Source organism: Actinoplanes sp. NPDC049599, from assembly GCF_044465625.1.
Classification (GTDB): Bacteria; Actinomycetota; Actinomycetes; order Mycobacteriales; family Micromonosporaceae; genus Actinoplanes.
Genome location: NZ_JBITLX010000010.1, coordinates 221,907 through 244,117 on the forward strand (window position 1 = coordinate 221,907; position 22,211 = coordinate 244,117).

At 74.0% G+C, this 22,211-nt stretch carries 17 protein-coding genes and 1 tRNA gene; 9 read left to right on the top strand and 9 right to left on the bottom strand.

Annotated features, from left to right (window positions below; all coding sequences use genetic code 11):
• Positions 1-2 precede the first annotated feature (2 nt).
• The gene (locus ACIBQZ_RS20415) at positions 3-1,028 is read left to right on the top strand and encodes a 4Fe-4S dicluster domain-containing protein (protein ID WP_396090296.1); all 1,026 of its coding nucleotides are present in this window, start codon (positions 3-5) and stop codon (positions 1,026-1,028) included.
• Positions 1,029-1,204: 176 nt separating this feature from the next.
• A complete protein-coding gene (nrfD, locus tag ACIBQZ_RS20420; RefSeq protein ID WP_396090297.1) occupies positions 1,205-2,155 on the top strand; it encodes an NrfD/PsrC family molybdoenzyme membrane anchor subunit in 951 nt (316 codons plus the stop codon).
• Here the strand turns inward: nrfD and selD are convergent.
• A complete protein-coding gene (selD, locus tag ACIBQZ_RS20425) occupies positions 2,152-3,162 on the bottom strand; it encodes a selenide, water dikinase SelD (protein ID WP_396090298.1) in 1,011 nt (336 codons plus the stop codon). The two genes, nrfD and selD, sit on opposite strands and share 4 nt — an antisense overlap.
• Positions 3,163-3,232: 70 nt before the next feature.
• Here selD and ACIBQZ_RS20430 point away from each other — a divergent pair.
• Positions 3,233-3,328 (top strand) — tRNA-Sec (locus tag ACIBQZ_RS20430).
• A 13-nt stretch (positions 3,329-3,341) separates the two neighbouring features.
• Here the strand turns inward: ACIBQZ_RS20430 and ACIBQZ_RS20435 are convergent.
• Positions 3,342-3,512 carry a hypothetical protein gene (locus tag ACIBQZ_RS20435; protein WP_396090299.1) on the bottom strand — a complete coding sequence of 57 codons (171 nt, stop codon included), beginning with the start codon at positions 3,510-3,512 and terminating at the stop codon, positions 3,342-3,344.
• Positions 3,513-3,708: 196 nt separating this feature from the next.
• On the opposite strand from ACIBQZ_RS20435, the gene ACIBQZ_RS20440 reads away from it, so the two are divergent.
• Positions 3,709-4,419, top strand: a complete 711-nt coding sequence (locus tag ACIBQZ_RS20440; RefSeq protein WP_396090300.1) for a helix-turn-helix domain-containing protein — start codon at positions 3,709-3,711, stop codon at positions 4,417-4,419.
• Here the strand turns inward: ACIBQZ_RS20440 and ACIBQZ_RS20445 are convergent.
• Positions 4,401-4,979 carry a dihydrofolate reductase family protein gene (locus ACIBQZ_RS20445; RefSeq protein WP_396090301.1) on the bottom strand — a complete coding sequence of 193 codons (579 nt, stop codon included), beginning with the start codon at positions 4,977-4,979 and terminating at the stop codon, positions 4,401-4,403. The two genes, ACIBQZ_RS20440 and ACIBQZ_RS20445, sit on opposite strands and share 19 nt — an antisense overlap.
• Positions 4,980-5,036: 57 nt before the next feature.
• A complete protein-coding gene (locus ACIBQZ_RS20450) occupies positions 5,037-5,867 on the bottom strand; it encodes a rhamnogalacturonan acetylesterase (protein WP_396090302.1) in 831 nt (276 codons plus the stop codon).
• 113 nt (positions 5,868-5,980) lie between these two features.
• Between ACIBQZ_RS20450 and selA the strand changes: the two genes are divergently transcribed.
• On the top strand, positions 5,981-7,285 hold the full coding sequence (selA, locus tag ACIBQZ_RS20455) for an L-seryl-tRNA(Sec) selenium transferase (RefSeq protein ID WP_396090303.1): 1,305 nt from the start codon (positions 5,981-5,983) through the stop codon (positions 7,283-7,285).
• Positions 7,285-9,042, top strand: coding sequence for a selenocysteine-specific translation elongation factor (gene selB, locus ACIBQZ_RS20460; RefSeq protein WP_396090304.1), 1,758 nt, complete (start codon positions 7,285-7,287; stop codon positions 9,040-9,042). The genes selA and selB overlap by 1 nt, the downstream gene beginning before the upstream one ends.
• 4 nt (positions 9,043-9,046) lie before the next feature.
• Here the strand turns inward: selB and ACIBQZ_RS20465 are convergent, their stop codons facing one another.
• Entirely contained in the window at positions 9,047-10,498 is a 1,452-nt protein-coding gene (locus tag ACIBQZ_RS20465; RefSeq protein ID WP_396090305.1) for a family 43 glycosylhydrolase, read from the bottom strand.
• A 192-nt stretch (positions 10,499-10,690) separates the two neighbouring features.
• Here ACIBQZ_RS20465 and ACIBQZ_RS20470 point away from each other — a divergent pair, with 192 nt between their 5' ends.
• From ACIBQZ_RS20470 to ACIBQZ_RS20480, 3 genes are all read left to right on the top strand, one after another.
• A complete protein-coding gene (locus tag ACIBQZ_RS20470; protein ID WP_396090306.1) occupies positions 10,691-13,648 on the top strand; it encodes a family 16 glycoside hydrolase in 2,958 nt (985 codons plus the stop codon).
• Between the two features lie 186 nt (positions 13,649-13,834).
• Complete coding sequence (locus ACIBQZ_RS20475) at positions 13,835-15,529, top strand: protein kinase (protein ID WP_396090307.1); 1,695 nt, start codon at positions 13,835-13,837, stop codon at positions 15,527-15,529.
• Between the two features lie 68 nt (positions 15,530-15,597).
• A complete protein-coding gene (locus ACIBQZ_RS20480) occupies positions 15,598-16,158 on the top strand; it encodes a pentapeptide repeat-containing protein (protein ID WP_396090308.1) in 561 nt (186 codons plus the stop codon).
• A gap of 62 nt (positions 16,159-16,220) precedes the next feature.
• Here the strand turns inward: ACIBQZ_RS20480 and ACIBQZ_RS20485 are convergent, their stop codons facing one another.
• From ACIBQZ_RS20485 to ACIBQZ_RS20500, 4 genes are all read right to left on the bottom strand, one after another.
• On the bottom strand, positions 16,221-18,347 hold the full coding sequence (locus ACIBQZ_RS20485) for a 3-hydroxyacyl-CoA dehydrogenase NAD-binding domain-containing protein (RefSeq protein WP_396090309.1): 2,127 nt from the start codon (positions 18,345-18,347) through the stop codon (positions 16,221-16,223).
• A 352-nt stretch (positions 18,348-18,699) separates the two neighbouring features.
• Positions 18,700-19,923: an acetyl-CoA C-acetyltransferase gene (locus tag ACIBQZ_RS20490; protein WP_396090310.1), complete on the bottom strand. Its 1,224-nt coding sequence runs from the start codon at positions 19,921-19,923 to the stop codon at positions 18,700-18,702.
• Positions 19,913-21,139 carry an acyl-CoA dehydrogenase family protein gene (locus ACIBQZ_RS20495; protein ID WP_396090311.1) on the bottom strand — a complete coding sequence of 409 codons (1,227 nt, stop codon included), beginning with the start codon at positions 21,137-21,139 and terminating at the stop codon, positions 19,913-19,915. Before ACIBQZ_RS20495 ends, ACIBQZ_RS20490 begins: the two co-directional genes overlap by 11 nt.
• Before the next feature lie 18 nt (positions 21,140-21,157).
• The gene (locus ACIBQZ_RS20500) at positions 21,158-22,186 is read right to left on the bottom strand and encodes an alpha/beta fold hydrolase (RefSeq protein WP_396090312.1); all 1,029 of its coding nucleotides are present in this window, start codon (positions 22,184-22,186) and stop codon (positions 21,158-21,160) included.
• Between the last annotated feature and the right edge of the window lie 25 nt (positions 22,187-22,211).

A 22,211-nucleotide genomic window follows, 5' to 3' on the forward strand; every position in this document is an offset into this window, starting at 1 on the left:
CGATGGCCGGACCGAACAGCTTCTACGGCCCGATCGACCCCGCGGCCGACGCGGGATACGTCGACGCGCCGCCGCGGATGGGCTTCTTCACCGACACCAGCGTCTGCATCGGCTGCAAGGCCTGCGAGGTGGCGTGCAAGGAGTGGAACCTGATCCCGGACGGCGGGTTCGACCTGCTCGGCCAGTCGTACGACAACACCGGCGGGCTGACCGCGAACTCCTGGCGGCACGTGGCGTTCATCGAGCAGCCGGCGGCGCACCGCGGCGCCCTCGCGGGCCTGCCGACCGGCCCGTCGGCGAGCGCGCCGAGCGCGGTGGCGGCGGCCGGGACCGGCGCGGACACCGGCACCGACCCGGGCCTGCCGCCGGCCGTGGACGCGCCGGCCGCCGCGGCCACCCCGCAGTTCCTCGGCATGCCGAGGAGCGACCTGCCGGGCCGGACCATGGACGCGCCGCGCAGCGACTTCCGCTGGCTGATGATGTCCAACGTGTGCAAGCACTGCACCCACGCCGCCTGCCTGGACGTGTGCCCGACCGGGTCGCTGTTCCGCACCGAGTTCGGCACGGTGGTGGTGCAGGAGGACATCTGCAACGGCTGCGGCTACTGCATCCCGGCCTGTCCGTACGGCGTGATCGACCAGCGCAAGGACGACGGCCGGGCCTGGAAGTGCACGATGTGCTACGACCGGATCGGCGACGGCCTGACCCCGGCGTGCGCCAAGGCCTGCCCGACCGAGTCCATCCAGTACGGCGAGCTGGACGAGCTGCGCGCCCGCGCCCAGCACCGGGTGGCGAAGCTGCACGAGCAGGGCGTCGACTCGGCCCGCCTGTACGGCGAGGACCCGAACGACGGCGTGGGCGGCGACGGCGCGTTCTTCCTGCTCCTCGACGAGCCCGAGGTGTACGGCCTGCCACCGGACCCGATCGTGACCACCCGCGACCTGCCGGACATGTACAAGCGGGCCGGCTGGGCGGCGCTGGCGATGGCCGCCACCGTGGTCGCCTCGTTCCTGGGACGGCGCGGATGACCCCCGGCGGCGGTAGCTCGTCGGGTGACGCGCCGGGCGGGCCCGGCGGCGGCCGCTCGCCGGGCGGGTTCGGCGGTCGGGGTGGCCGGGGCGGGGCCGCCGGCGGCCGGAAGGGCGTCGGGCGCGGCGTCGGGCGCGGCGGCGGGCGCGGTGGCGGGCGCGGTGGTGACCGGCCGATGGTGCCGCCGGCCGAGTTCCGGTCCTACTACGGGCGGCCGATCGTCAAGGCCGCGGTCTGGCGGCACGACATCGCCGCGTACCTGTTCACCGGCGGCCTCGCCGCGGGCTCCGCGCTGCTCGCCGCCGGCGGCGACGCCACCGGCCGGCCCGCGCTGCGTCGCGCCGGCCGGGTCACCGCGCTGGGCGCGGTCGCGGCCAGCACCTACTTCCTGGTCAACGACCTGGGCCGGCCGGCCCGTTTCCTGCACATGCTGCGGGTGGCCAAGCCGACGTCGCCGATGTCGATGGGCACCTGGATCTTCAGCGCCTTCAGTGCGGCGGCCGGCACCGCGGCGGTCGCCGAGGCCGCCCCGCTGCTGCCCGACCGGGGACTGCCGGGGGTGGCCCGCAAGCTGCTGCCGGCGGCCGGCACCGCGGGACAGTACGGCGCCGCGGTGCTCGCGCCCGCGCTGGCCACGTACACGGCGGTGCTGCTGGCCGACACCGCGACACCGAGCTGGCACGCGGCGTACCCGGAACTGCCGTTTGTCTTCGCCGGCAGCGCGCTGGCCAGCGGGGCCGGCGTGGGCCTGATCGGGGCCCCGCCGGGGCAGGCCGGCCCGGCCCGGCGGATGGCGATCTGCGGCGCGGCGCTGGAGCTCTACGGCGCGCACCGGGTGGAGACGACCAAGGGCATCCTGAGCGAGCCGTACCGGGACGGCCGGGCCGGCAAGCTGCTGCGCGCCGGGCGGGCGCTGACCGCGCTGGGCGTCGCCGGGGCGGTGCTGGGCCGGCGCAGCCGGGTGGCCTCCGTGCTGTCCGGGGCGTCGCTGCTGACGGCGTCGCTGATCACCCGGTTCGGCATCTTCGAGGGCGGGCTGGCGTCGGCCCGCGATCCGAAGTACACGGTGCTGCCGCAACGGGAGCGCCTGGCGCAGCGGGCGGCCCAGGACGAGACACCCAGCTAGCCGACGAGCAGCGTCGTGCCGTCGCCGCGGGCGGGCAGCAGCTCGCCGATGACCGGGTAGCCGGGGACCTCGCCGGCCACCAGCAGCCCGCCGGAGGTCTGCGCGTCGGCCAGCAGCAGCAACTCGTCCTCGCCGACGCCGGCCGCGGCCAGGTGCGGGCGCACCCAGTCGAGGTTGCGCCGGGTGCCGCCGCTGACGTACCCGGCGGCCAGCGCGTCCCGGGCACCGTCCAGGTAGGGCACCGCGGCCGGGTCCACCCGCGCGGTCACGCCGCTCGCCCGGGCCAGCTTGTGCAGATGCCCGAGCAGGCCGAACCCGGTGACGTCGGTCGCGCAGACCGCGCCGACGGCCAGCGCGGCCTCAGAAGCGGCCCGGTTGAGCTCGGTCATCGCGGCGACCGCCTGCGGGAAGGCGGCACCGGTCTGCTTGTGCCGGCTGTTGAGCACGCCGATGCCGAGCGGCTTGGTGAGGGTGAGCGGCACACCGGCCACGCCGGCGTCGTTGCGCATCAGCCGGTCCGGGTCGGCGATGCCGGTGACGGCCATGCCGTACTTGGGCTCCGGGTCGTCGACGCTGTGCCCGCCGGCGACGTGACAACCGGCGTCCCGCGCGACCGCCAGGCCACCGCGCAACACCTCGGCGGCCAGCTCCATCGGCAGCAGATCCCGCGGCCAGGCCAGCAGGTTGACCCCGACGACGGGGGCGCCGCCCATGGCGTACACGTCGGAGAGCGCGTTGGCGACGGCGATCCGCCCCCAGTCGTAGGCGTCGTCGACCACCGGGGTGAAAAAATCAGCGGTGGCGACGATGGCGACCCCGGCGGCGATCCGCACCACGGCCGCGTCGTCGCCGTCGTCCAGCCCGACGAGCAGCTCACCGGGCCCGCGCGGCGCGGACTCACCGAGCAGCCCGGCGACCACGGTCTCCAGCTCACCGGGCGGAATCTTGCAGGCGCAACCGCCGCCGTGCGCGTACTCGGTCAGGCGGCGCCGGTGTGTCGTGGTCACCCGGGCACTCTCGCACGATCACCGGCATCCCGCCGCACGGGCCGCGCGGGGGCGGCTTAGGGTGATCGACGGAGGCGTTCAGGTGGCTGGTGCCCCTCCCGGTCTTCAAAACCGGTGTGGCCCGGTATCCGGGCCGGGCGGGTTCGATTCCCGTCCGCCTCCGCCAACCAGCACGGTGGTCAGCTCGGCTCGTGGTGGGCGTAGCTGTCCAGCGCGGCGGCCCACATTCGCGAGATCAGCCGGCCCGCCGGGCCACGATGCAGCAGGAACAGCAGCGGCCGTTGCGAGACGCGGGCTCCGGTGTTGGTCCATTCGACGTGCAGCCGGCTGCCGCCGCTGTCGTCCGCCACAATCCGCGCGGACGTACTTCTTCGCGTCGAGGGTGCGGCTCCAGATCTGCGGCCTGCGGTCGGTGAAGTCGGTGAGGGCGCGGCGCACCTGCTCGGGCGAGGCCTGCGTGACGACGTCGAAGCGCATTCGACAATCCGAGCACACGGCCCTCCGCGCGTCCATGCTCTTCCGGACGCGGCGTGGCATCCTTTCCTCGTGGCAATGCGGTTCGGGACGCGCGCGTCTGACTCGCCGTGGGTCGACACGGTCTGGACCTGTACGAGCGAGCACGTCACCCGGATGACCTCCGTGGCCACGGCTTCCTGGGGCCTGGTCTTCTGGCAGCAAAACGGCCAGGCGTACGCCGCCGTTACCGGCCCCGAGACCAGAACCGGCGTCGCGCCGGTTCCCGAGGGTGCGTCCTTCGTCGGCGTCGAGTTCGCCCTGGGCACCTCGCTGCGGGTCGCGCCCACCCCCACCCTGGTCGACGGCGGCCTCGCGCTGCCGGACGTGACCCGCCGGACCTTCCGGCTGGACGGCCTGCGCTTTCAGACGCCCGGCGCCGACGACGCCGAGGCCCTGGTGAGCCGGCTTGTCCGCGCCGGTGCGCTGGTCCGGGATCCGTTTGTCACCGAGCTGTGCCGGGGACACCGCCCGGCCGTCTCCGGACGCACCGTCGAGCGCCGCTTCCGCGCGGCGACCGGGCTCACCCGGGGCGCCGTACGGCAGATCGAGCGCGTCCGCCGCGCCGCCACCCTCCTGGCCGGCGGCACCGAGGTGGCCGACGTCGTGGCCGGGCTCGGCTACTACGACGAGCCGCACCTGGCCCGGGCGCTGCGCCGGTACGTCGGACGGTCGGCCCGGCACCTGCGCGCGGGCACCGGCGGCGCGATCGGGCTGGACCTCGCTCAGCCGGCCACGTCGTAGATGAGCTTCACGACGCCGTTCGGGTAGGCGGCCGACGACCGGAGCCGCAGCGTCTGCTTGTCCCGGTCGGCCCTGCTGAACAGGCTCTTCCCGGCGCCGAGCAGCACCGGGAAGACCAGCAGGTGGTAGCGGTCGATCAGGCCGGCGTCGGACAGCCGGCGGGCGAGTTCCGCGCTGCCGTGGATGAAGATCGCGCCGCCCTCGCTCTTCTTGAGCTCGACGATGTCGTCGGTCGAGCGCAGGATCCGGGTCGGGCCCCAGCCCGCGACCAGGGCGTCCTCGGGCAGCGTGCTCGACACCACGTACTTGGGCAGTTCCCGGTAGGCCGCGTGGTCCTCCGACCCGGGCCAGGTCGTCGCGAACGCCTCGTAGCTGCGGCGGCCGAACATCAGCGCGGTGGTCTCCTCGAGCTCCTCGCCCTTGAGGGCGAACGCCTCGGGCCGGAACTCGATGTCCTTGACCACCCAGCCGCCGCTGCGGTGGTCCTCGCTCGGTCCGCCGCCCGGGGAGTCAACCACGCCGTCGAGCGACAGGAAACCGGTGTAGATCAGGTTACGCATGCGGCCAGACTAGGGAGCTCGCACCGCGGTCGTCTTGGACAAAAACGACGGCGCCCGTCAGAGCGGGTCGGGGCCGGGCCTGGTGGGGAGCCAGACGAGCTGGTCCGCCGGGAGGTCCGGCTCCATCAGCGCCCAGCGGTCGCGGCCCGGCAGCATCCAGCCCGCCGTCACCACCAGCCGGGCCACCTCGATCGCGCCGCGGGCCTGCAGGTGGGTGTCGTCGGCCACGCCGTCGGGGAACTTCGCGGAGTCGCCGGGGTTCAGCCACAGGAACAGGTCCTTGGTGGCCTCGGGCCCCAGGGCCTCGAACAGCGCGAACGACAACGCGGTCAGGTCGATCAGCGGCGTACGGCTGACCCGGGCCACCTCGCGCATCGCGGCCGGATAGTCGCCGTGCGACGGGAACGCCCTGCCGTCGGGGGTGAAGCGGCGCCGTTCCACCGGGGTGACCAGGACCGGCAGGGCCTGTGCGGCGCAGGCGCTCTCGACGTAGCGGAACAGGTACTCCTGGAAGGTCGTCCACGGCTCGGTGTGCCGGCTGGGCAGCTCCGACTCGTCGGCGTGGCCGAACGAGATGAGCAGCACGTCGCCGGGGCGGAGCGCGGCCAGCGTGCCGTCGAGCCGGCCCAGGTCGGCGAAGCTCTTGGTGCTGGAGGCGGAGACCGCCGCGTTCACCACCTCCGTGCCGGGCGCCAGGAACAACGGCAGCGCCTGTCCCCAGCCGGCCCGGGGGATCTCCGTGACGGCGTACGACGCGGCGGTGGAGTCGCCGACCACGTGGATCCGCGGCCGGGCCTGCGCCGCGCGGGCCGGCGTGGCGATCCCCGGCCAGCCCACGAGCACCCCGGCGGCGGTGGCGCGGAGCAGCGTCCTGCGGTCGATCGTCATGCCGCCATATGATCACAAACCGGTAGCCCGCTGGTCGTCTTCGCCCGGCTGCTCACCCGGCGGCGGGGATCGGGACCGCCATAGGATGGTGGGAGTCGACGGAGGGGGCACGGGTGGCTGAGGCCGTGGTGGACCGGCGCCGGCTCGTTCCGCGTACCGATGCGGTGCTGGCCGATCCGCGGCTGGTGGATGCCGCCGCCCGGCTCGGGCGCGGGCCGGTCAAGGCCGCGGTCGCCGCCGCCCAGCAGCGCGCCCGCGCCGGTGAGCTCGAGCCCGCCGGCGTGGCCGACGCGGCCGTCGCGGCCCTGCCCGGCACCGCCGGCGGGCTGCGGACCGTGCTGAACGCCACCGGCGTCGTGCTGCACACCAACCTGGGCCGGGCCGCGCTCTCCCCGGCCGCGCTCGCCGCGGTCGCCGCGGCCGGCGGGCACACCGACGTCGAGCTGGACCTCGGCACCGGCCGCCGGGCCCGGCGCGGGCGCACCGCCCTGGCCGCGCTCGCCGCCGCGGTCCCCGCGGCCGGCGCCGTGCACGTGGTCAACAACGGCGCGGCCGCGCTGGTGCTCGCCGCCACCGCGCTCGCCGCCGGCCGGGAGATCATCGTCAGCCGCGGCGAGCTGGTCGAGATCGGCGACGGCTTCCGCCTGCCCGACCTGCTGGAATCCACCGGCGCCCGGCTGCGCGAGGTGGGCACCACCAACCGCACCGCGCTCGCCGACTACGCCGCCGCGGCCGGCCCGGAGACCGGCTTCATCCTCAAGGTGCACCCGTCGAACTTCGTCGTGCGGGGCTTCACCCGGTCGGTCGACGTCGCCGAGCTGACCGGGCTGGGCCCGCCGGTGGTCGCCGACATCGGGTCCGGCCTGCTCGCCCCCGACCCGCTGCTGCCCGACGAGCCCGACGCCGCGACCACCCTGCGGGCCGGCGCCGACCTGGTCATCGCCAGCGGGGACAAGCTGCTCGGCGGCCCGCAGGCCGGGCTGCTGCTCGGCGACGCCGCGCTGATCGAGCGGCTGCGCCGGCATCCGCTCGCCCGGGCGCTGCGGGTGGACAAGCTCACCCTCGCGGCCCTGCAAGCGACCCTGACCGGGCCGGCGACGCCGACCTGGCAGGCGCTGCGCTGCGACCCGGACGCCCTGCGGGCCCGCACCGAGCGCGTCCGGGAGCAGGTGCGGGACGGCGAGGCCGAGCTGGTCGAGTCGGTCGCGGTCGTCGGTGGCGGTGGCGCGCCCGAGCTCGAGCTCCCGTCGTGGGCGCTCTCGCTGCCCGACCGGTACGCGGAGCCGCTGCGCACCAGCAGCGTCGTCCCGGTCGTCGGGCGGGTCGAGCGCGGCCGGCTGCTGCTGGACCTGCGCTGCGTGCCGGAGGACCGCGACGCCGATCTGATCGCCGCCGTGCACCGCGCCGGGGGCCGCTGATGCACGTGCTGGCCACCGCCGGGCACGTGGATCACGGCAAGTCCACGCTGGTGCGCGCGCTGACCGGGACGGAACCCGACCGGTGGGCCGAGGAACGCCGCCGCGGCATGACCATCGACCTGGGGTTCGCCTGGACCGCGCTGCCCTCCGGCGCCACCGTCGCGTTTGTCGACGTGCCCGGCCACGAGCGGTTCGTCGCGACCATGCTGGCCGGCGTCGGCCCGGTGCCCGCGGCGGTGATCGTGGTCGCCGCCGACGAGGGCTGGCGCGCCCAGTCCGCCGAGCACCTGGCCGCGCTGGACGCCCTGGCCGTGCGGCACGGGCTGCTCGTGGTCACCCGCAGCGACCTGGCCGACCCGGGGCCGGCCGTCGCGCAGGCCCGCGCCGAGATCGCCGCGAGCTCGCTCGGCGGCGTCGAGGCGGTCGCGGTCAGCGGGGTCACCGGCGCCGGGCTCGACGAGCTGCGGGCCGCGCTGGACCGGCTGGTCGCGCGGCTGCCCGCGCCCGACCCGGCCGCCGCGGTGCGGCTCTGGATCGACCGGTCGTTCACCGTCAAGGGCGCCGGCACCGTGGTCACCGGCACGCTCGGCGCGGGCCGGCTGCGCGTCGGCGACGAGCTGGAGCTGACCGGCGCCGACCGGCCCGTGCGGGTCCGCGGGCTGCAGAGTCTCGGCGTCGCCGCCGCCGAGGTCGGCGCGGTGGCCCGGGTCGCGGTCAACCTGCGCGGGGTCGACAAGGAAGCGGCCGGGCGGGGCCGGGCGCTGCTGACCCCCGGCCGGTTCCGGCTCACCGACCTGATCGACGTCCGGGTGCACGGTGATCCCGTCGCCGGCCTGCCGGCCACGGTCACCCTGCACACCGGCTCCGCCGCCGTGTCCGCGCGGGTGCGTCCGCTCGGCGCCGACACCGCCCGGCTGCGGCTGCACACCCCGCTGCCGCTGCGGATCGGCGACCGGGCGCTGCTGCGTGATCCCGGCCGGCACCACGTGGCCGGGGGTGTGACGGTGCTCGACGTCGTACCGCCGGGTCTGCAGCGGCGCGGCGCGGCCGCGGCCCGGGCCGGCACGCTGGCCGGCCTGGCGGGAAAGCCCGACCTGGCCGATGAGCTGCGCCGCCGCCTCCTGGTACGCCGTGCCGACCTGCTCCGGATGGGCGTCGGCGAACCGGGCGAACCGGTGGCCGGCGACTGGCTGGCGGACCCGGCGCACTGGGCGGAGCTGCGGGACCGGCTGGCGCGGGAGGTGGCCCGGCACGCCCGCGAGCACCCGCTGGAGCCGGGCGCCCCGGTCGAGGCCCTGCGGCACCGGCTCGGGCTGCCGGACCGGTCCCTGGTCGAGGCGCTGGTGCGGCCGCCGCTGGTCACCCTCCGAGGCCGGATCTCGGCCGGCGCCACCGACGTGCCGGACGAGCTGGTGGCCGCGGTCGGCAAGGCCTTCGACGGGCTCGGCGACCGGCCGTTCGCGGCGCCGGACGCGCACCGGCTGAGCGAGCTCGGCCTCGGCCCCCGTCAGCTGGGCGCCGCCGTGCGTGCCGGCCTGGTGGTCCGGCTGGCCGACGGCGTCATCCTGCGCGCCGGAGCGCCGCAGCAGGCCGCGCAGGTGCTGGCCGGGCTGCCGCACCCGTTCACCGTCAGCGAGGCCCGGCAGGCCCTGGACACCAGCCGCCGGGTCGCGGTGCCGCTGCTGGAGCTGCTGGACAGCACCGGGGTGACCCGGCACCTGCCGGACGACCGTCGCGTGGTGGCCGCGGGCGGATGACGGATCAGCGGCTCGTGACGGCCAGGTTGTCGAAGGCCGCCGCGGCGTTGTAGACGCGGACACCCGAGGCGCCGGCGGTGAACGTACCGTCGGTGGTGTTGATCTTGGGGGTGGTCAGGTCGTCCACGAAGACCTTGAGGGAGGCGCCGACCGCCTCGACCCGGAGGTGGTGCCGGGTTCCCGGGGTGACGGTCATCGGCACGGCAGCCAGCTGGGTCCAGTTGTTGTTCGCGCGGCCGAGGACGACCCGGCCTGCCGGGGTGATGCCGGCGTAGTAGCCGCGGTAGCTGTCGGTGCCGACGGCCGGCGCGGTGGCCCGGAAGACCAGACCGGCGTCGCCCGCCCCCGAGGTGACGGTGACGTCGGCGTCGTAGACCGCGTTGCTGTGGTTGTCGTCCAGCAGGGACTTGCCGCCGTACGAGTGCCCGGCCCGGTACTGCCCGCCGGTTGCGGTCCAGGTGCCGCCGTAGGTCTTCCAGCCGATCGTGTTGGTGTCGTCGAAGTTGTCCTTGACGAGCATCGTCACCGGCGGGATCGTGCCGTCCGGGCGGAAGGTCATCCGGTCGTAGGCCAGGTAGCGGGCGTTGCCGTCGGTCTCGCTCAGCGGCCGGCGGTGGTAGAAGATGTACGAGGTGTCGGTGCCCGGGATGGTCAGCACCGAGTTGTGGCCGGCGCCGCGAGCCACCGCGGCGTCCTGCGCGAGGATCTTGTCGAGGCGGCGGAACGGCCCGGTGGGCGAGTCGGCCATGGCGTAGGCGACGGAGTAGTCCGGCCCGGTCCAGCCGCCCTCGGACCACATCAGGTAGTACTTGCCGTCGCGCTTGAGCATCTGCGGGCCCTCGACGTAGCCGGCCGGGGTGATCTCCCGGTAGACGCTGCCGTCGGCGAAGCTGCCCAGGCTGGTCATGTCGCTGTTGAGCTTGGCGACGTTGGCGTGCCCCCAGCCGCCGTAGTAGATGTAGGCCTGCCCGTCGTCGTCGATGAACACGTCCTGGTCGATCGGCTGCGCGCCGTTGACGAACCGGTCGATCAGCGGCCGGCCGATGGCGTCCACGTACGGGCCCTCGGGGCGGTCCGCGACCGCGACGCCGATCCCGCCGAGCGCCGCGTTGCTCTGGATGTCGTTGGCCGCGAAGTAGAGGTAGTACCGGCCGTTGCGCTGGATCGGGGCGGGCGCCCAGACCGCGTACTTCGCCCAGGAGACGTTCGCGGTGGTCAGCACGTTCGGGTGCTTGGTCCAGGTGACCAGATCGGCGGAGGAGAACGCGTCCAGGTAGGTCTGCTCGGCGTAGCTGCGCGAGCTGGTGGGGAAGACCCAGTACCGGTCGTTGTAGACAGCCACGTCGGGGTCCGCGTACCGGCCGTCGACGAAGGGGTTGCCCGCCTCCGCGGTCGAGTAGCCGGGGGGCACGGGCGCGGCGAGCAGGGCGACGAGAATCGCGGCGATTGTCTGCATGGTGCCCCCATCGATGATCCCCGATGTAATGATGAGGATTGTTTACTGGTGCCGGGCCGGGTCGTCAAGGGTTTCGGTCTGATGAGCGCGAACTTTCGTCTCAGGCGGCAAAAGTTTCCCTTGATCCATTGAAAGTTCGCCGGAAGATGTCGATAGTGGACCGCGCCGGTAACGCTCGCGTTAAGGAGCACCATGGTCCGTACCGTCGTCCTCAGTCTGGTCATCGCCGCCGCGACCGTCGCGGTCAGCCCTTCTTCCGCCTCGGCCGCCGAGCTCCCGCCGCAGGAGCCTGGCGTCACCCTGCGCACCTTCGATACCCGCGTCCCACTGACCGAGATCTGCACGCTCAAGCCCGGGCAGACCCCCAACATCGACAAGCTCATGCCGGCCGTCGACTTCCGCGGCGCCGACTTCGGCCTCGAGGACAACTTCGTCTCGCACGCGCTGGCCAACCTCACCGTGCCCGCCGCCGGCCGGTACACGTTCCGGCTCTCCAGCGACGACGGCTCCCGGCTGTCCATCAACGACGCCGTGGTGGTCGACAACGACGGGCTGCACGGCGTCGAGTCCAAGGACGGCGCTGTCGACCTGACCGCCGGGCCGCACGCGCTGCGCGTCGAGTACTTCGAGGGCGGTGGCGGCCAGGAGCTCACGCTGGCGTGGCAGCCGCCCGGCGCCGACGGCTTCACCGTGGTGCCCACCTCCGTGCTGAGCACCGACGCCGGGGTGGTCCGGGTGACCGCGCCGGGTCAGAAGCAGTGCGAGGGCGTCAACGACGCGCCCGGCGACGGGCTGCCGCTGGACGCGGTCAACCCCGGCTACACGCTGACCGACCTGCGGCCGGAGGGCTTCCAGCCGCAGGTGTCCGCGATGGACTGGCTGGCTGACGGACGTCTGGTCGTCACCACCTGGGGCGGCAGCGACCAGGTCAAGGGCGAGGCGTACATCGTCAGCAACGTGACCGGCCGGACCGGTCCGGGCAAGGTGAAGTACAAGAAGATCGCCCAGGGCCTCCGGGAGCCGATGGGGGTCGCGGTCGTCGACGACAAGATCTACGTCTCGCAGAAGCACGAGCTGACCGAGCTGCGGGACACCGACGGCGACGAGGTCACCGATGCGATGCGGACCGTCGCCACGTGGCCGTACGGCGGCAACTTCCACGAGTTCGCGTTCGGGCTGCTCTACCGGGGCGGCGACTTCTACCTGAACCTGTCCGTGTCGATCAACCTGGGCGGGGCCACCACGGACCCGCAGCCGGTCGCGAACCGGGGCACCAGCATCAAGGTGAACCGCAGGACCGGCAAGGTCAGCTACGTCGCGGGCGGCCTGCGCACCCCCAACGGGCTGGGCTGGGGTCCCGAGGGTGACCTCTTCGTCGCCGACAACCAGGGCGGCTGGCTGCCCTCGTCCAAGCTGCTGCACATCAAGCCGGAGCGGTTCTTCAACCACTACACCAGCCCGGCCGGGCCGTACGACGGCAACAAGGTCAGCAAGCCGGTGCTGTGGCTGCCGCAGAACGAGATCGCCAACTCGCCCAGCACCCCGGTGCTGCTCAAGCAGGGTCCGTTCAAGGGGCAGATGCTGATCGGTGACGTCACCTACGGCGGGCTGCAGCGGGCGTACCTGGAGAAGGTGCACGGCGAATACCAGGGCGCGGTGTTCCGGCACACCCAGGGCCTCGAATCCGGCGTCAACCGCACCACGATCGGCCCGGACGGGTCCCTCTACATCGGCGGCCTGGGCGCGGACGGCAACTGGGGCCAGGAGGGCAAACTCCGGTACGGCCTGCAGAAGCTCACGCCGAACGGCACCACCGCGTTCGACATGAAGGAGATGCGGGCCACCAGCACCGGCTTCTCCATCGAGTACACCAAGCCGCTGTCCGACGAGACCGTCAAGAACATCGCCACGGCCTACAAAGTGGAGCAGTGGCGGTACGCGGCGACCCCGGCCTACGGCGGCCCCAAGGTGGACGAGGAGAAGCTGGCCGTCACCGCCGCGAAGGTCTCCGGTGACCGCCGTACGGTGACGCTGGCCGTCGACGGCCTGAAGCGGGACCGGGTGGTCCACCTCCGCTCGCCCCGCCCGTTCGCGGCCGCCGGCGGCGAGCAGCTGTGGAGCACCGAGGCCTGGTACACCCTGAACGCCATCCCGGGCGCCCAGCCCGACGAGGTGTTCTACGAGGCCGAGGAGGGCCGCCGCCAGGGTGGCGCCAGCCTTGCCACCGACCACCCCGGCTTCTCGGGCGTCGGCTTTGTCGCCGGCTTCGGCAAGCTCAACGCCAGCACCACGACGCACGTCGAGGTGAGCCGGTCCGGCGAGTACGAGGTCGGCCTGCGCTACTCCAACGGCCCGGACCCGTTCTCCGGCGACAAGACCGTCAGCATCCACGTCAACGGCCGCAAGGTACGCCAGACCGTGCTGCCCACGACGGTCACCTGGAACGACTGGGCGACCAAGACCGAGAAGCTGCGCCTGACCGGCGGCGACAACACCATCGAGTACCGGGTCGACGCGCCGGACAGCGGCCACGTCAACCTCGACCTCATCACGGTGCGCAAGCCGGGCGAGCGCATCGTGCTGTTCGACGGCTCGGACCTGACCGAGTGGCAGCACACCGACGGCCGCTTCCCGAGCTGGCCGCGGGTGGCCGGCAACGCGATGGAGGTGAAGGGCGGCGACCTGCGCACCAAGCAGGCGTTCGGCGACTACAAGCTGCACGTCGAGTTCAAGGTGCCGCTGCTGCCGGCCGACGTGACCGGCCAGAACCGCGGCAACAGCGGGGTCTACCAGCAGGAACGCTACGAGCTGCAGATCCTCGACTCGTACGGTGACACCACGCCGGCCAACAACGAGGCCGGCGCGATCTACACCAAGAAGGCGGCGGACGTGAACGCCGCCAAGCCGCCGGAGCAGTGGCAGACGTACGACATCGACTTCCGTGCGGCGCGCTACGACGCCGCGGGGAAGAAGACGGAGAACGCCCGGATCAGCGTCGTCTGGAACGGCAAGCAGGCGCACAAGGACTTCGAGATCGATGGCGGCACCGGCGGCAACATCGCCGAGGGCCCGTCCACCGGCGCGATCCGCCTGCAGGACCACGGCAACAAGGTCCAGTACCGCAACATCTGGATCGAACCGCGCGGCTGAGAAATGCATCGGGGCTGCCGGCGCCGACTCGGAGGACTCCAACGACCTTCCGGGCCAACGGTGACGGCAGCCCTGATGAGGTGACTCTTCCTGACAACTCGGGCACTGTGCCATTGCCGGTCGGGGCATCGACCACCACGATCGTCGTCGCCAGCGATGCCGCCGAGGAAAAGGACACCCCCACCCGTGCAGCCAGAGTCCCTCGTGCCCGGAGCCGGCCTGGACGAGCCCGCCACCGTCGACCTCAGTGGCCGGTGCGTCGGTAACTCGTACATCCTGATCTGCCCGGTCGGGCAGGGCGCCACCGGCACGGTCTGGCGGGGCATCGAACGGACCTCCGGCGAGCAGGTCGCCGTCAAGCTGCTGCACGAGGGCCTGCTGCGCCAGCCGAAGCTGGTCACCCGGTTCGTCCAGGAGCGGACCATCCTGATGATGGTGCGCCACGAGCACATCGTCGGGGTGCGGGACCTGTTCAGCGCCGGCGAGTCGCTCGGCCTGGTGATGGACTTCGTGGCCGGCGGCAGCCTGCGCGAGGGGCTGCGTTCGGCCGGCACGCTCGCGCCCGCCGAGGCGGCCCGGCTGCTTGCCCAGGTGGCCTCCGCCCTGGCCGAGGCGCACGCGCTCGGCGTGGTGCACCGCGACGTCAAACCCGACAACATCCTGCTGCAGACCGTGGCCGGCGGCGCCGACGCGCGGCTCACCGACTTCGGCATCGCCCGGGTGGTCGACGCGGCCGGCCTGACCACCCCGCACGCCATCATCGGCACGCCGCACTACATGGCCCCGGAGGTCATCGCCGGCGGCGAGGCGGGACCGGCCGCCGACGTGTACGCGGTGGGCGTGGTCCTCTACGAGCTGCTCACCGGGCACCCGCCGTACTCCGGCGAACCGCTCGCGGTGCTCCGGCACCACCTCGACGACCTGGTGGGCCGCCCGCCGGGCCTGTCCGAACCCGCCTGGGCGGTGATCGAGTCCTGCCTGGACAAGGACCCGCAGCGGCGCCCGCCCGGCGACGAGCTGGCCCCGCTGCTGCGCGACCTGGCCCGGGCCACCGCCGACGAGCCCGCGCTGCCCGCCCCGCTGCCGGCCGCCGCGCCCCCGGTGCTGACCCCGGCCGGGCCGGCCACCCCACCCCACCGGCCTGACGTCGCCCGCCGTCGCCCGCCGAACCGGCCGCGCAGCTGGGTCTGGGGCCGCTCGGCGGCGATCGTGGCGCTGGTCGTGGGGGCGCTGAGCGCGTCCGGCATCGGCGGCTACACCGTCTGGAAGTGGCGCGACACCGGGGCCGCCCGGACCAGCACCGGCGCCGCGCCGGTCCAGGGCCTGGGCGCCGGCCCCAGCGCCGCGGTGGTCCCGCCCACGATCGAGAACGGGTCGGCCGCGCCCGCGGCCGCCGGTGGTGCGCCACCCGGCGGGACAGCACGGCCCACCGGTGCGGCCTCGGCGCCCACGGGCGCCCGGTCCGGTGGCCCGGTACGCGTCGGCGCGTCCGCCGGGCCCGGGGGCGCCCGCGCCGAGGCGGCGTTCGGGCCGTGGCAGTGCGGCGACGAGCTGAACTGGGACGTCGGCCACCCGGTGCTGGCCAAGCCCTGTCACGCCGTCGGCGACGCGATCCGGGTCGTCGGCCACATGGAGGCCGGCCCGGGCGTCCAGGCGGACATCTCCCTGGCCGTCCGCGACACCCGCACGGGCGAGGTGGCGGCCGGGCCGTACACCTGCGAGGGGGTGATGTTCACCGACTTCGCGCTGAAGCACACCTGCGGCCCGGTGAACCTGACGGCGCCGCGCGGCCACCGGTACGTGCTGGAGGAGTCCTGGGTCTACACCGGACGGTCGCTGCTGCCGGGCGGCCGGGCGGAGGGCCGGGAGTTCACCTGGTGATCGTCGGCTGCTGATCGGCTCGCTGCGGCACGGCAAAAGTGTCGGAGGCTCGTTCTAGGGTCACCGGCATGGCTGAACGCACCGAGCACTGGGCAGCGGGCGCCGTGCGCGCCGAGTTCACCGACCTCGACCTCTGCGAGGAGACGCTGGAGGCGGTCGAGTTCACCGACTGCACGTTCCGCAACGCCCGGTTCAACTGCTCGGTCCAGACCGACGTGGCGTTCGTCAACTGCACGTTCGTGAGCTGCTCGTTCTTCGACGCCACGTTCACCCGGTGCAAGCTGGTCGGCAGCGTGTTCGAGCGGTGCGCCTTCGACATCATGACCGTCGAGGGCGGCGACTGGTCCTTCACCGGGCTGCGCGGCGCGGCGCTGGGCACGGCGACCTTCACCGGCGCGCGGATGCGCGAGGCCGACCTGACCGGCGCCAAGTGCCAGGGCGCGACCTTCCGCGACGTCGACCTGTCCGGTGCCGCCCTGCAGCACGCCGACTTCACCCGCAGCGACCTGCGCGGCAGCGACCTGTCGGCGGTGGACCCGGCGACGACCCAGCTGCGCCACGCGGTCATCACGGCGGACCAGGCGGTGACCCTCGCACTGGCCCTCGGCCTCGACGTCCGCGCGGCCTGACGATGGGCGCGGTGCCGGAGCGGCTGAGCTGGGCGATCCTGGGCGACGACACCGGCCTGTTGTCAGGGGCGGTTCGCGGTCTCCTCCAGCGTCGCCGGCGGGGTGAAGCGGTCCCCGTAGGTCTTGGCCAGTTCCGCCGCGCGGGCCGCGAAACCCGCCGGGCCGCCCTCGTACTGCCGGACGTACCGCAGCACCCCGCCGGTCCAGGCCGGGAAGCCGATGCCGAGCAGCGAGCCGATGTCGCCGTCCGCCGCCGAGCGCAGCACGCCCTCGTCGCGGCAGCGCAGCGCGTCCAGCGACTCCGCGAACATCATCCGTTCCTGCAGGTCGATCAGCGGGATCTCGGCGCCCGCGGGCGTCGCCAGCGCGGCCAGGCCGGCCCACAGCTTGCCCCGGCTGCCGTTGTCGTAGTCGTAGAAGCCGCGGCCGGCGGCGCGGCCCGGCCGGTCGTGCTCGTCCAGCATCCGGTCCACGAGCGCGTGCACCGGCAGCACCGGGAAGTCGCCGCCCGCGGCCGCCTCGAACTGCCGCCGGATGCGCTGGATCAGGCTCAGCGACACCTCGTCGGCCAGCGCCAGCGGGCCGGTCGGATAACCCGCCTGCAGCGCCGCCTGCTCGATCGACGGCGCCGGCACGCCCTCGGCCAGCATGCTGATCGCCTCCTCCAGGAAGCGCCCGATGACCCGGCTGGTGAAGAAGCCGCGGCCGTCGTTGACCACGATCGGGGTCTTGCCGATCCGCCGGGCCAGGTCGAACGCCCGGGCCAGCGCGGCGTCGCCGGTCCGCTCGCCGACCACGATCTCCAGCAGCGGCATCCGGTCGACGGGGGAGAAGAAGTGCATGCCGATGAAGTCCGCCGGGCGGCTCACCCCGGTGGCCAGGCCGGTGATCGGCAGCGTCGAGGTGTTCGAGGCCAGCAGCGCGTCCGCCGCCAGCACCGGCTCCACCTCGGCGAAGACGGCGTGCTTGAGGCCGGGGTCCTCGAAGACGGCCTCGATGACCGCGTCGCAGCCGGTCACCGCGGCCACGTCGGCGGTGGCGGTGATCCGGGCCAGCACGGCGGCGGCCCGCTCCGCGTCCAGCCGGCCCTTGCCGACCTCGCGGCCGAGCAGCTTCTCGGCGTGCGCGCGACCGCGGGCGGCGGCCTCCGCGGTGACGTCCTTGAGAACGACGTCAAGTCCGGCGCGGGCGCACGCGTACGCGATCCCGGCGCCCATCATCCCGGCGCCCAGCACCGCCACCCGGGTCACCGGGGCGACCTCGACGGCGGGCCGGCTCGCGCCGCCGTTGACCGCCTTCAGGTCGAAGAAGAACGCGCCGATCATGTTCTTGGCGATCTGCGAGGTCAGCAGCGACACCAGATAGCGCGTCTCGACCGTCAGCGCGGTGTCCAGATCCACCAGCGTGCCCTCGACCGCCGCGGCCAGGATCGCCTCGGGCGCCGGCAGGCGGTTCCCCTTCAGCTGCTTGCGCAGATTCGCCGGGAACGCGGGCAGCTGCGCGGTCAGCGCCCGGCCACTACCGGGGATCCGGTATCCGGGCCGGTCCCAGGGCTGGGCCGCGTCCGGGTGCGCGGCGATCCACGCCCGCGCGCCGGCCAGCATCTCCGCCGCGTCGCCGGCCACCTCGTCGACCAGGCCGGCGTTCCGAGCGGCGGCCGGGCGCAGCTGCCGCCCGGTCAACAGGATCTTGGTCAGCGCGTCGGCGAGGCCGAGCATCCGCACGGTCCGGGTCACACCGCCGGCGCCCGGCAGCAGCCCGAGCGTGACCTCCGGGAAGCCGATGCGCGCACCGGGCGCGTCCAGGGCGATCCGGTGATGACAGGCGAGCGCGATCTCCAGCCCGCCGCCCAGCGCGGAGCCGTTGACGGCCGCCACCACCGGCCGGCCCAGCGTCTCCAGCCGGCGCAGGTCGGCCTTGATCGTGGTGAGCAGCGCGGTCAGCGCGGGCGCGTCGGCCGGCGTCGCCTTGATCATCTCGGGCAGGTCGCCGCCGGCGAAGAAGGTCTGCTTGGCGCTGGTGACGATCACCCCGGTGATGGTGTCGCGCTCGGCGACGAGCCGGTCGACGGCCGCGGTCATCGACGCCGCGTACGCCCGGTTCATCGTGTTCGCCGACTGGCCGGGATCGTCCAGGACGAGCGTGACGACGCCCTCGGAATCCCGCTCGTAGCGGATGGTGCCGGTCATGCTGTGCCCACCTTTCGCATGCCCTTCTGGCCCTCGCCGGTGCGGTCGCGGCGTGGTGCGGCTGGGTGTGGCTCGGTGCAGGCGGTCATGCTGTGTCCACCTTTCGCATGCCCTTCTGGCCCTCGCCGGTGCGGTCGCGGCGTGGTGCGGCTGGGTGTGGCTCGGTGCAGGCGGTCATGCTGTGTCCACCTTTCGCATGCCCTTCTGGCCCTCGCCGGTGCGGTTGCGGCGTGGTGCGGCCGGGTGCCGCTCGGTGCAGGCGGTCATGCTGTGTCCACCTTTCGCATGCCCTTCTGGCCCTCGCCGGTGCGGTTGCGGCGCGGTGCGGCCGGGCGCCGCTCGGTGCAGGCGGTCATGCGAGCCTCTCAATGATCGTGGCGACGCCCATGCCGCCGCCGATGCACAACGTGACCAGCGCGCGGTGCTGGTCGCGGCGTTCGAGTTCGTCCAGGGCGGTGCCGAGCAGCATCGCGCCGGTGGCGCCGAGGGGATGGCCCAGCGCGATCGCGCCGCCGTTGACGTTCACCCGGTCCGGGTCGAGGCCGAGGTCGCGGGTGTACTTGAGCACCACGGCCGCGAAGGCCTCGTTGATCTCGAAGAGGTCGATGTCCTCGACGCCGAGCCCCGCGGTGGCCAGGGCCTTGCGGGTGGCCGGAATCGGCCCGGTGAGCATCAGGGTCGGGTCGGCCCCGCTGACCGCCGCCGCGACGATCCGCCCGCGCGGGGTCAGCCCCAGGTCCTCGCCCACGCTGCCGGAGCCGATCAGCACCAGGGCCGCGCCGTCCACGATGCCCGAGGAGTTGCCGGCGTGGTGCACGTGGTCGATCTCCTCGAGCCGGTGGAACTTCTGCAGCGCCACCGCGTCGAAGCCGCCCAGCTCGCCGATGCCGGCGAAGGACGGGCTGAGCTTGCCCAAGCCGGCCCGGGTGGTGTCCGGCCGCAGGTGCTCGTCGGCGGCCAGGATCACCCCGCCGGTCCGGTCGCGCACCGGCACGATCGAGCGGGCGAAGTGGCCGCCGGCCTGTGCCTTGGCGGCTCGTTCCTGGGAGCGGACCGCGTACCCGTCGACGTCGTCGCGGTCGAAGCCCTCCAGCGTCGCGATCAGGTCCGCGCTGATGCCCTGCGGCACGAACGATGTGGCGAGCGCGGTCTCCGGGTCCATCGCCCAGGCGCCGCCGTCGGAGCCCATCGGCACCCGTGACATCGCCTCGACGCCGCCGGCCAGCAGCAGGTGGTCCCAGCCGGACCGGACCTTGGCCGCGGCGATGTTGACCGCCTCCAGCCCGGAGGCGCAGAACCGGTTGAGCTGCACGCCGCCGACGTGGTCGGGCAGCCCGGCCAGCAGCGCCGCCGCCCGGGGCAGGTCGCCGCCCTGCTCGCCGACCGGCGTGACGATGCCCATCACCAGGTCGTCCAGCCGGTCGGTGTCGAGCCCGGGCAGCCGCTCGCGCAGCGCGTCGATCAGGCCGACGACCAGGGAGATCGGCTTGACGCCGTGCAGCGAGCCGGTGTCCCGGCCCCGGCCGCGCGGGGTGCGCACGGCGTCGTAGACGTACGCCTGACCGTCAGAGCGCACGGGCGATCAGCTCCTTCATGATCTCGTTGGTGCCGCCGTAGATCTTCTGGGCGCGGGCGTCGGCGTACATCTGGGCGATCGGGTATTCCGTGGTGTAGCCGTAGCCGCCGAAGAGCTGCAGGCAGCGGTCGACCACTTCGCACTGTCCTTCGGTGAGCCAGGACTTGGCCATCGCGGCGGTGGCCACGTCCAGCTCGCCGCGGACATGCTTGGCGATGCAGTCGTCCAGGAAGACCCGGCTGACCCGGGCGCGGGTGGCGCACTCGGCCAGCACCATCCGGGTGTTCTGGTGGCCGATCAGCGGCTTGCCGAAGGCGGTGCGCTCCTTGACGTACGCCACGGTCAGCTCGACCGCGCGTTCCATCGCCGCCACCGCGCCGATGCCGATCACCAGGCGCTCCTGCGGCAGCTGCCCCATCAGCTGGGCGAAGCCCAGGCCCTCGGCGCCGCCGAGCAGGTTGGCCGCGGGCACCCGGAAGTCGTCGAAGAACAGCTCGGCGGTGTCGTTGCCCTTGAGGCCGATCTTGGAGAGCAGCCGGCCGCGGCGGAAGCCCGGCCGGTCGCCACCGGGAGCGCCACCCGGCTCGCCGGTGTCCTCGGCGCCGGTTGCCGGGGTGGTCCCGCTTGCGGCGGCCGGTCCCACCTCGCAGACCAGCAGCGAGACGCCGGCGGCGCGCTGCGCCGGGTCGGTCTTGACGGCCACGATGACCAGGTCGGCCAGGCCGCCGTTGCTGATGAACGTCTTCGCGCCGCTGACCAGGTAGTCGTCGCCGTCGCGCAGCGCACGGGTGCGCATGGCCTGCAGGTCCGAGCCGCCGTCGGGCTCGGTCATCGCGATCGCGCCGATCAGCGAACCGTCGCAGAGCCCGGGCAGCCAGCGCTGTTTCTGCTCCTCGGTGCCGTAGGCGACCAGGTAGCCGGTGACGATGCCACTGTGCACGGCGATGCCGAGGCTGTTGTCGCCGGAGCGGGTCTGCTCGTCGAGCAGGACGGCCTCGTGGGTGAAGCCGCCGCCCCCGCCGCCGTACTCGGCCGGCACGGACAGGCCGAGCAGGCCCAGCTCACCGGCCCGGCGGTAGTGGTCGCGGTCGGGATGGCCCTGGGCTTGCACCCGGGCGGCGTGCGGCAGGACCTCCTTGGCGAAGAAGGCACGGACCAGGTCGGCGAGCTCGTCGTGCTCCGGCTCGCGCCACGGTGAGGCTCCCGGTGTCGGCATGCCATCCACCCTGGCCAGTTATTGGCGGACTGTCAATAGTTCGGCGCAGCGGACCGGGTCGTCGGCGAACGGCAGATGCCCGGCCTCCTGCAGCAGGACGTGCCGGGCACCGGGAAGCTCCTCGCCGGCCCGCGCGGCCTGACGCCGGTACGGCAGGACGACGTCACGCGTACCCCAGACGATCGTGACCGGGATGCCGCCGAGCGCACCGGGATCGGCGCCGATGGGCAACCGCCAGACGCCGAAGGCCCGCCGGGCCGCGGCGAAGCCGGGAGCGCGGGACAGCGCCCGGGCCGAGGCCAGGCAGTCCTCGGGGGACAACCGGCCGGGGTGGCCGTAGAAGATCGCGCAGAGGGCGACGCGCCCGGCCCGGGTGGCGAGCAGCCGGGGGAGCGCGGGGCCGAGCGCGGTGCTCAGCAGGCGGGCGCCGCCGACGACCGCCTGGCACCAGCGGCGGCTCACCGGCCCCCAGAACCCGACCGGGGCGAACGCGGTGACGGCGCGGGCACGCCCGCGGCGGCCGAGTTCCAGCGCGATGCCGCCGCCGAGGGAGCTGCCGGCCAGCTCGGGCCGGTCCAGGCCGAGCTGGTCGAGGAACGCGGCGACCTGATCGGCGAGATGACCGACGGAGCCGGGCACGACGGCCTCGCCGGGGGCCGCCCGCTCATCCGGGATGGAGGCGCCCCGGGGCCCGCTCGGCGGGAGGGAGCCGCCCAGGGCTGCCGGGTCGCCCGGCAGGCGACGGTCGCCGATGGCTGTCGGGTCGCTTGGTGGGCGGGGGCTGCCAGGGGGTGCCGGGTCGCCCGGCAGGCGAGGGCCGGGGTCTGACCTGTTGCCCGCGCCGTGGTCCGTCACCCGATCGCCCGGGGTGGGGGAGCCCGGAGCCGGCCAGAGGGGGGATTCGCCGAAGCCCGGCAGGTCCAGCGTGATCACCTCGCGGTGCCGGGCCAGCTCTGCCACGATCGGGTCCCAGACCTGGCGACGGCTGCCGAGGCCGTGGATCAGGACCAATGGGGGGCCGCTGCCGCGGCGCTCGTGGGCCAGCATCGCCGCACCCCTTTATTGACAGTCC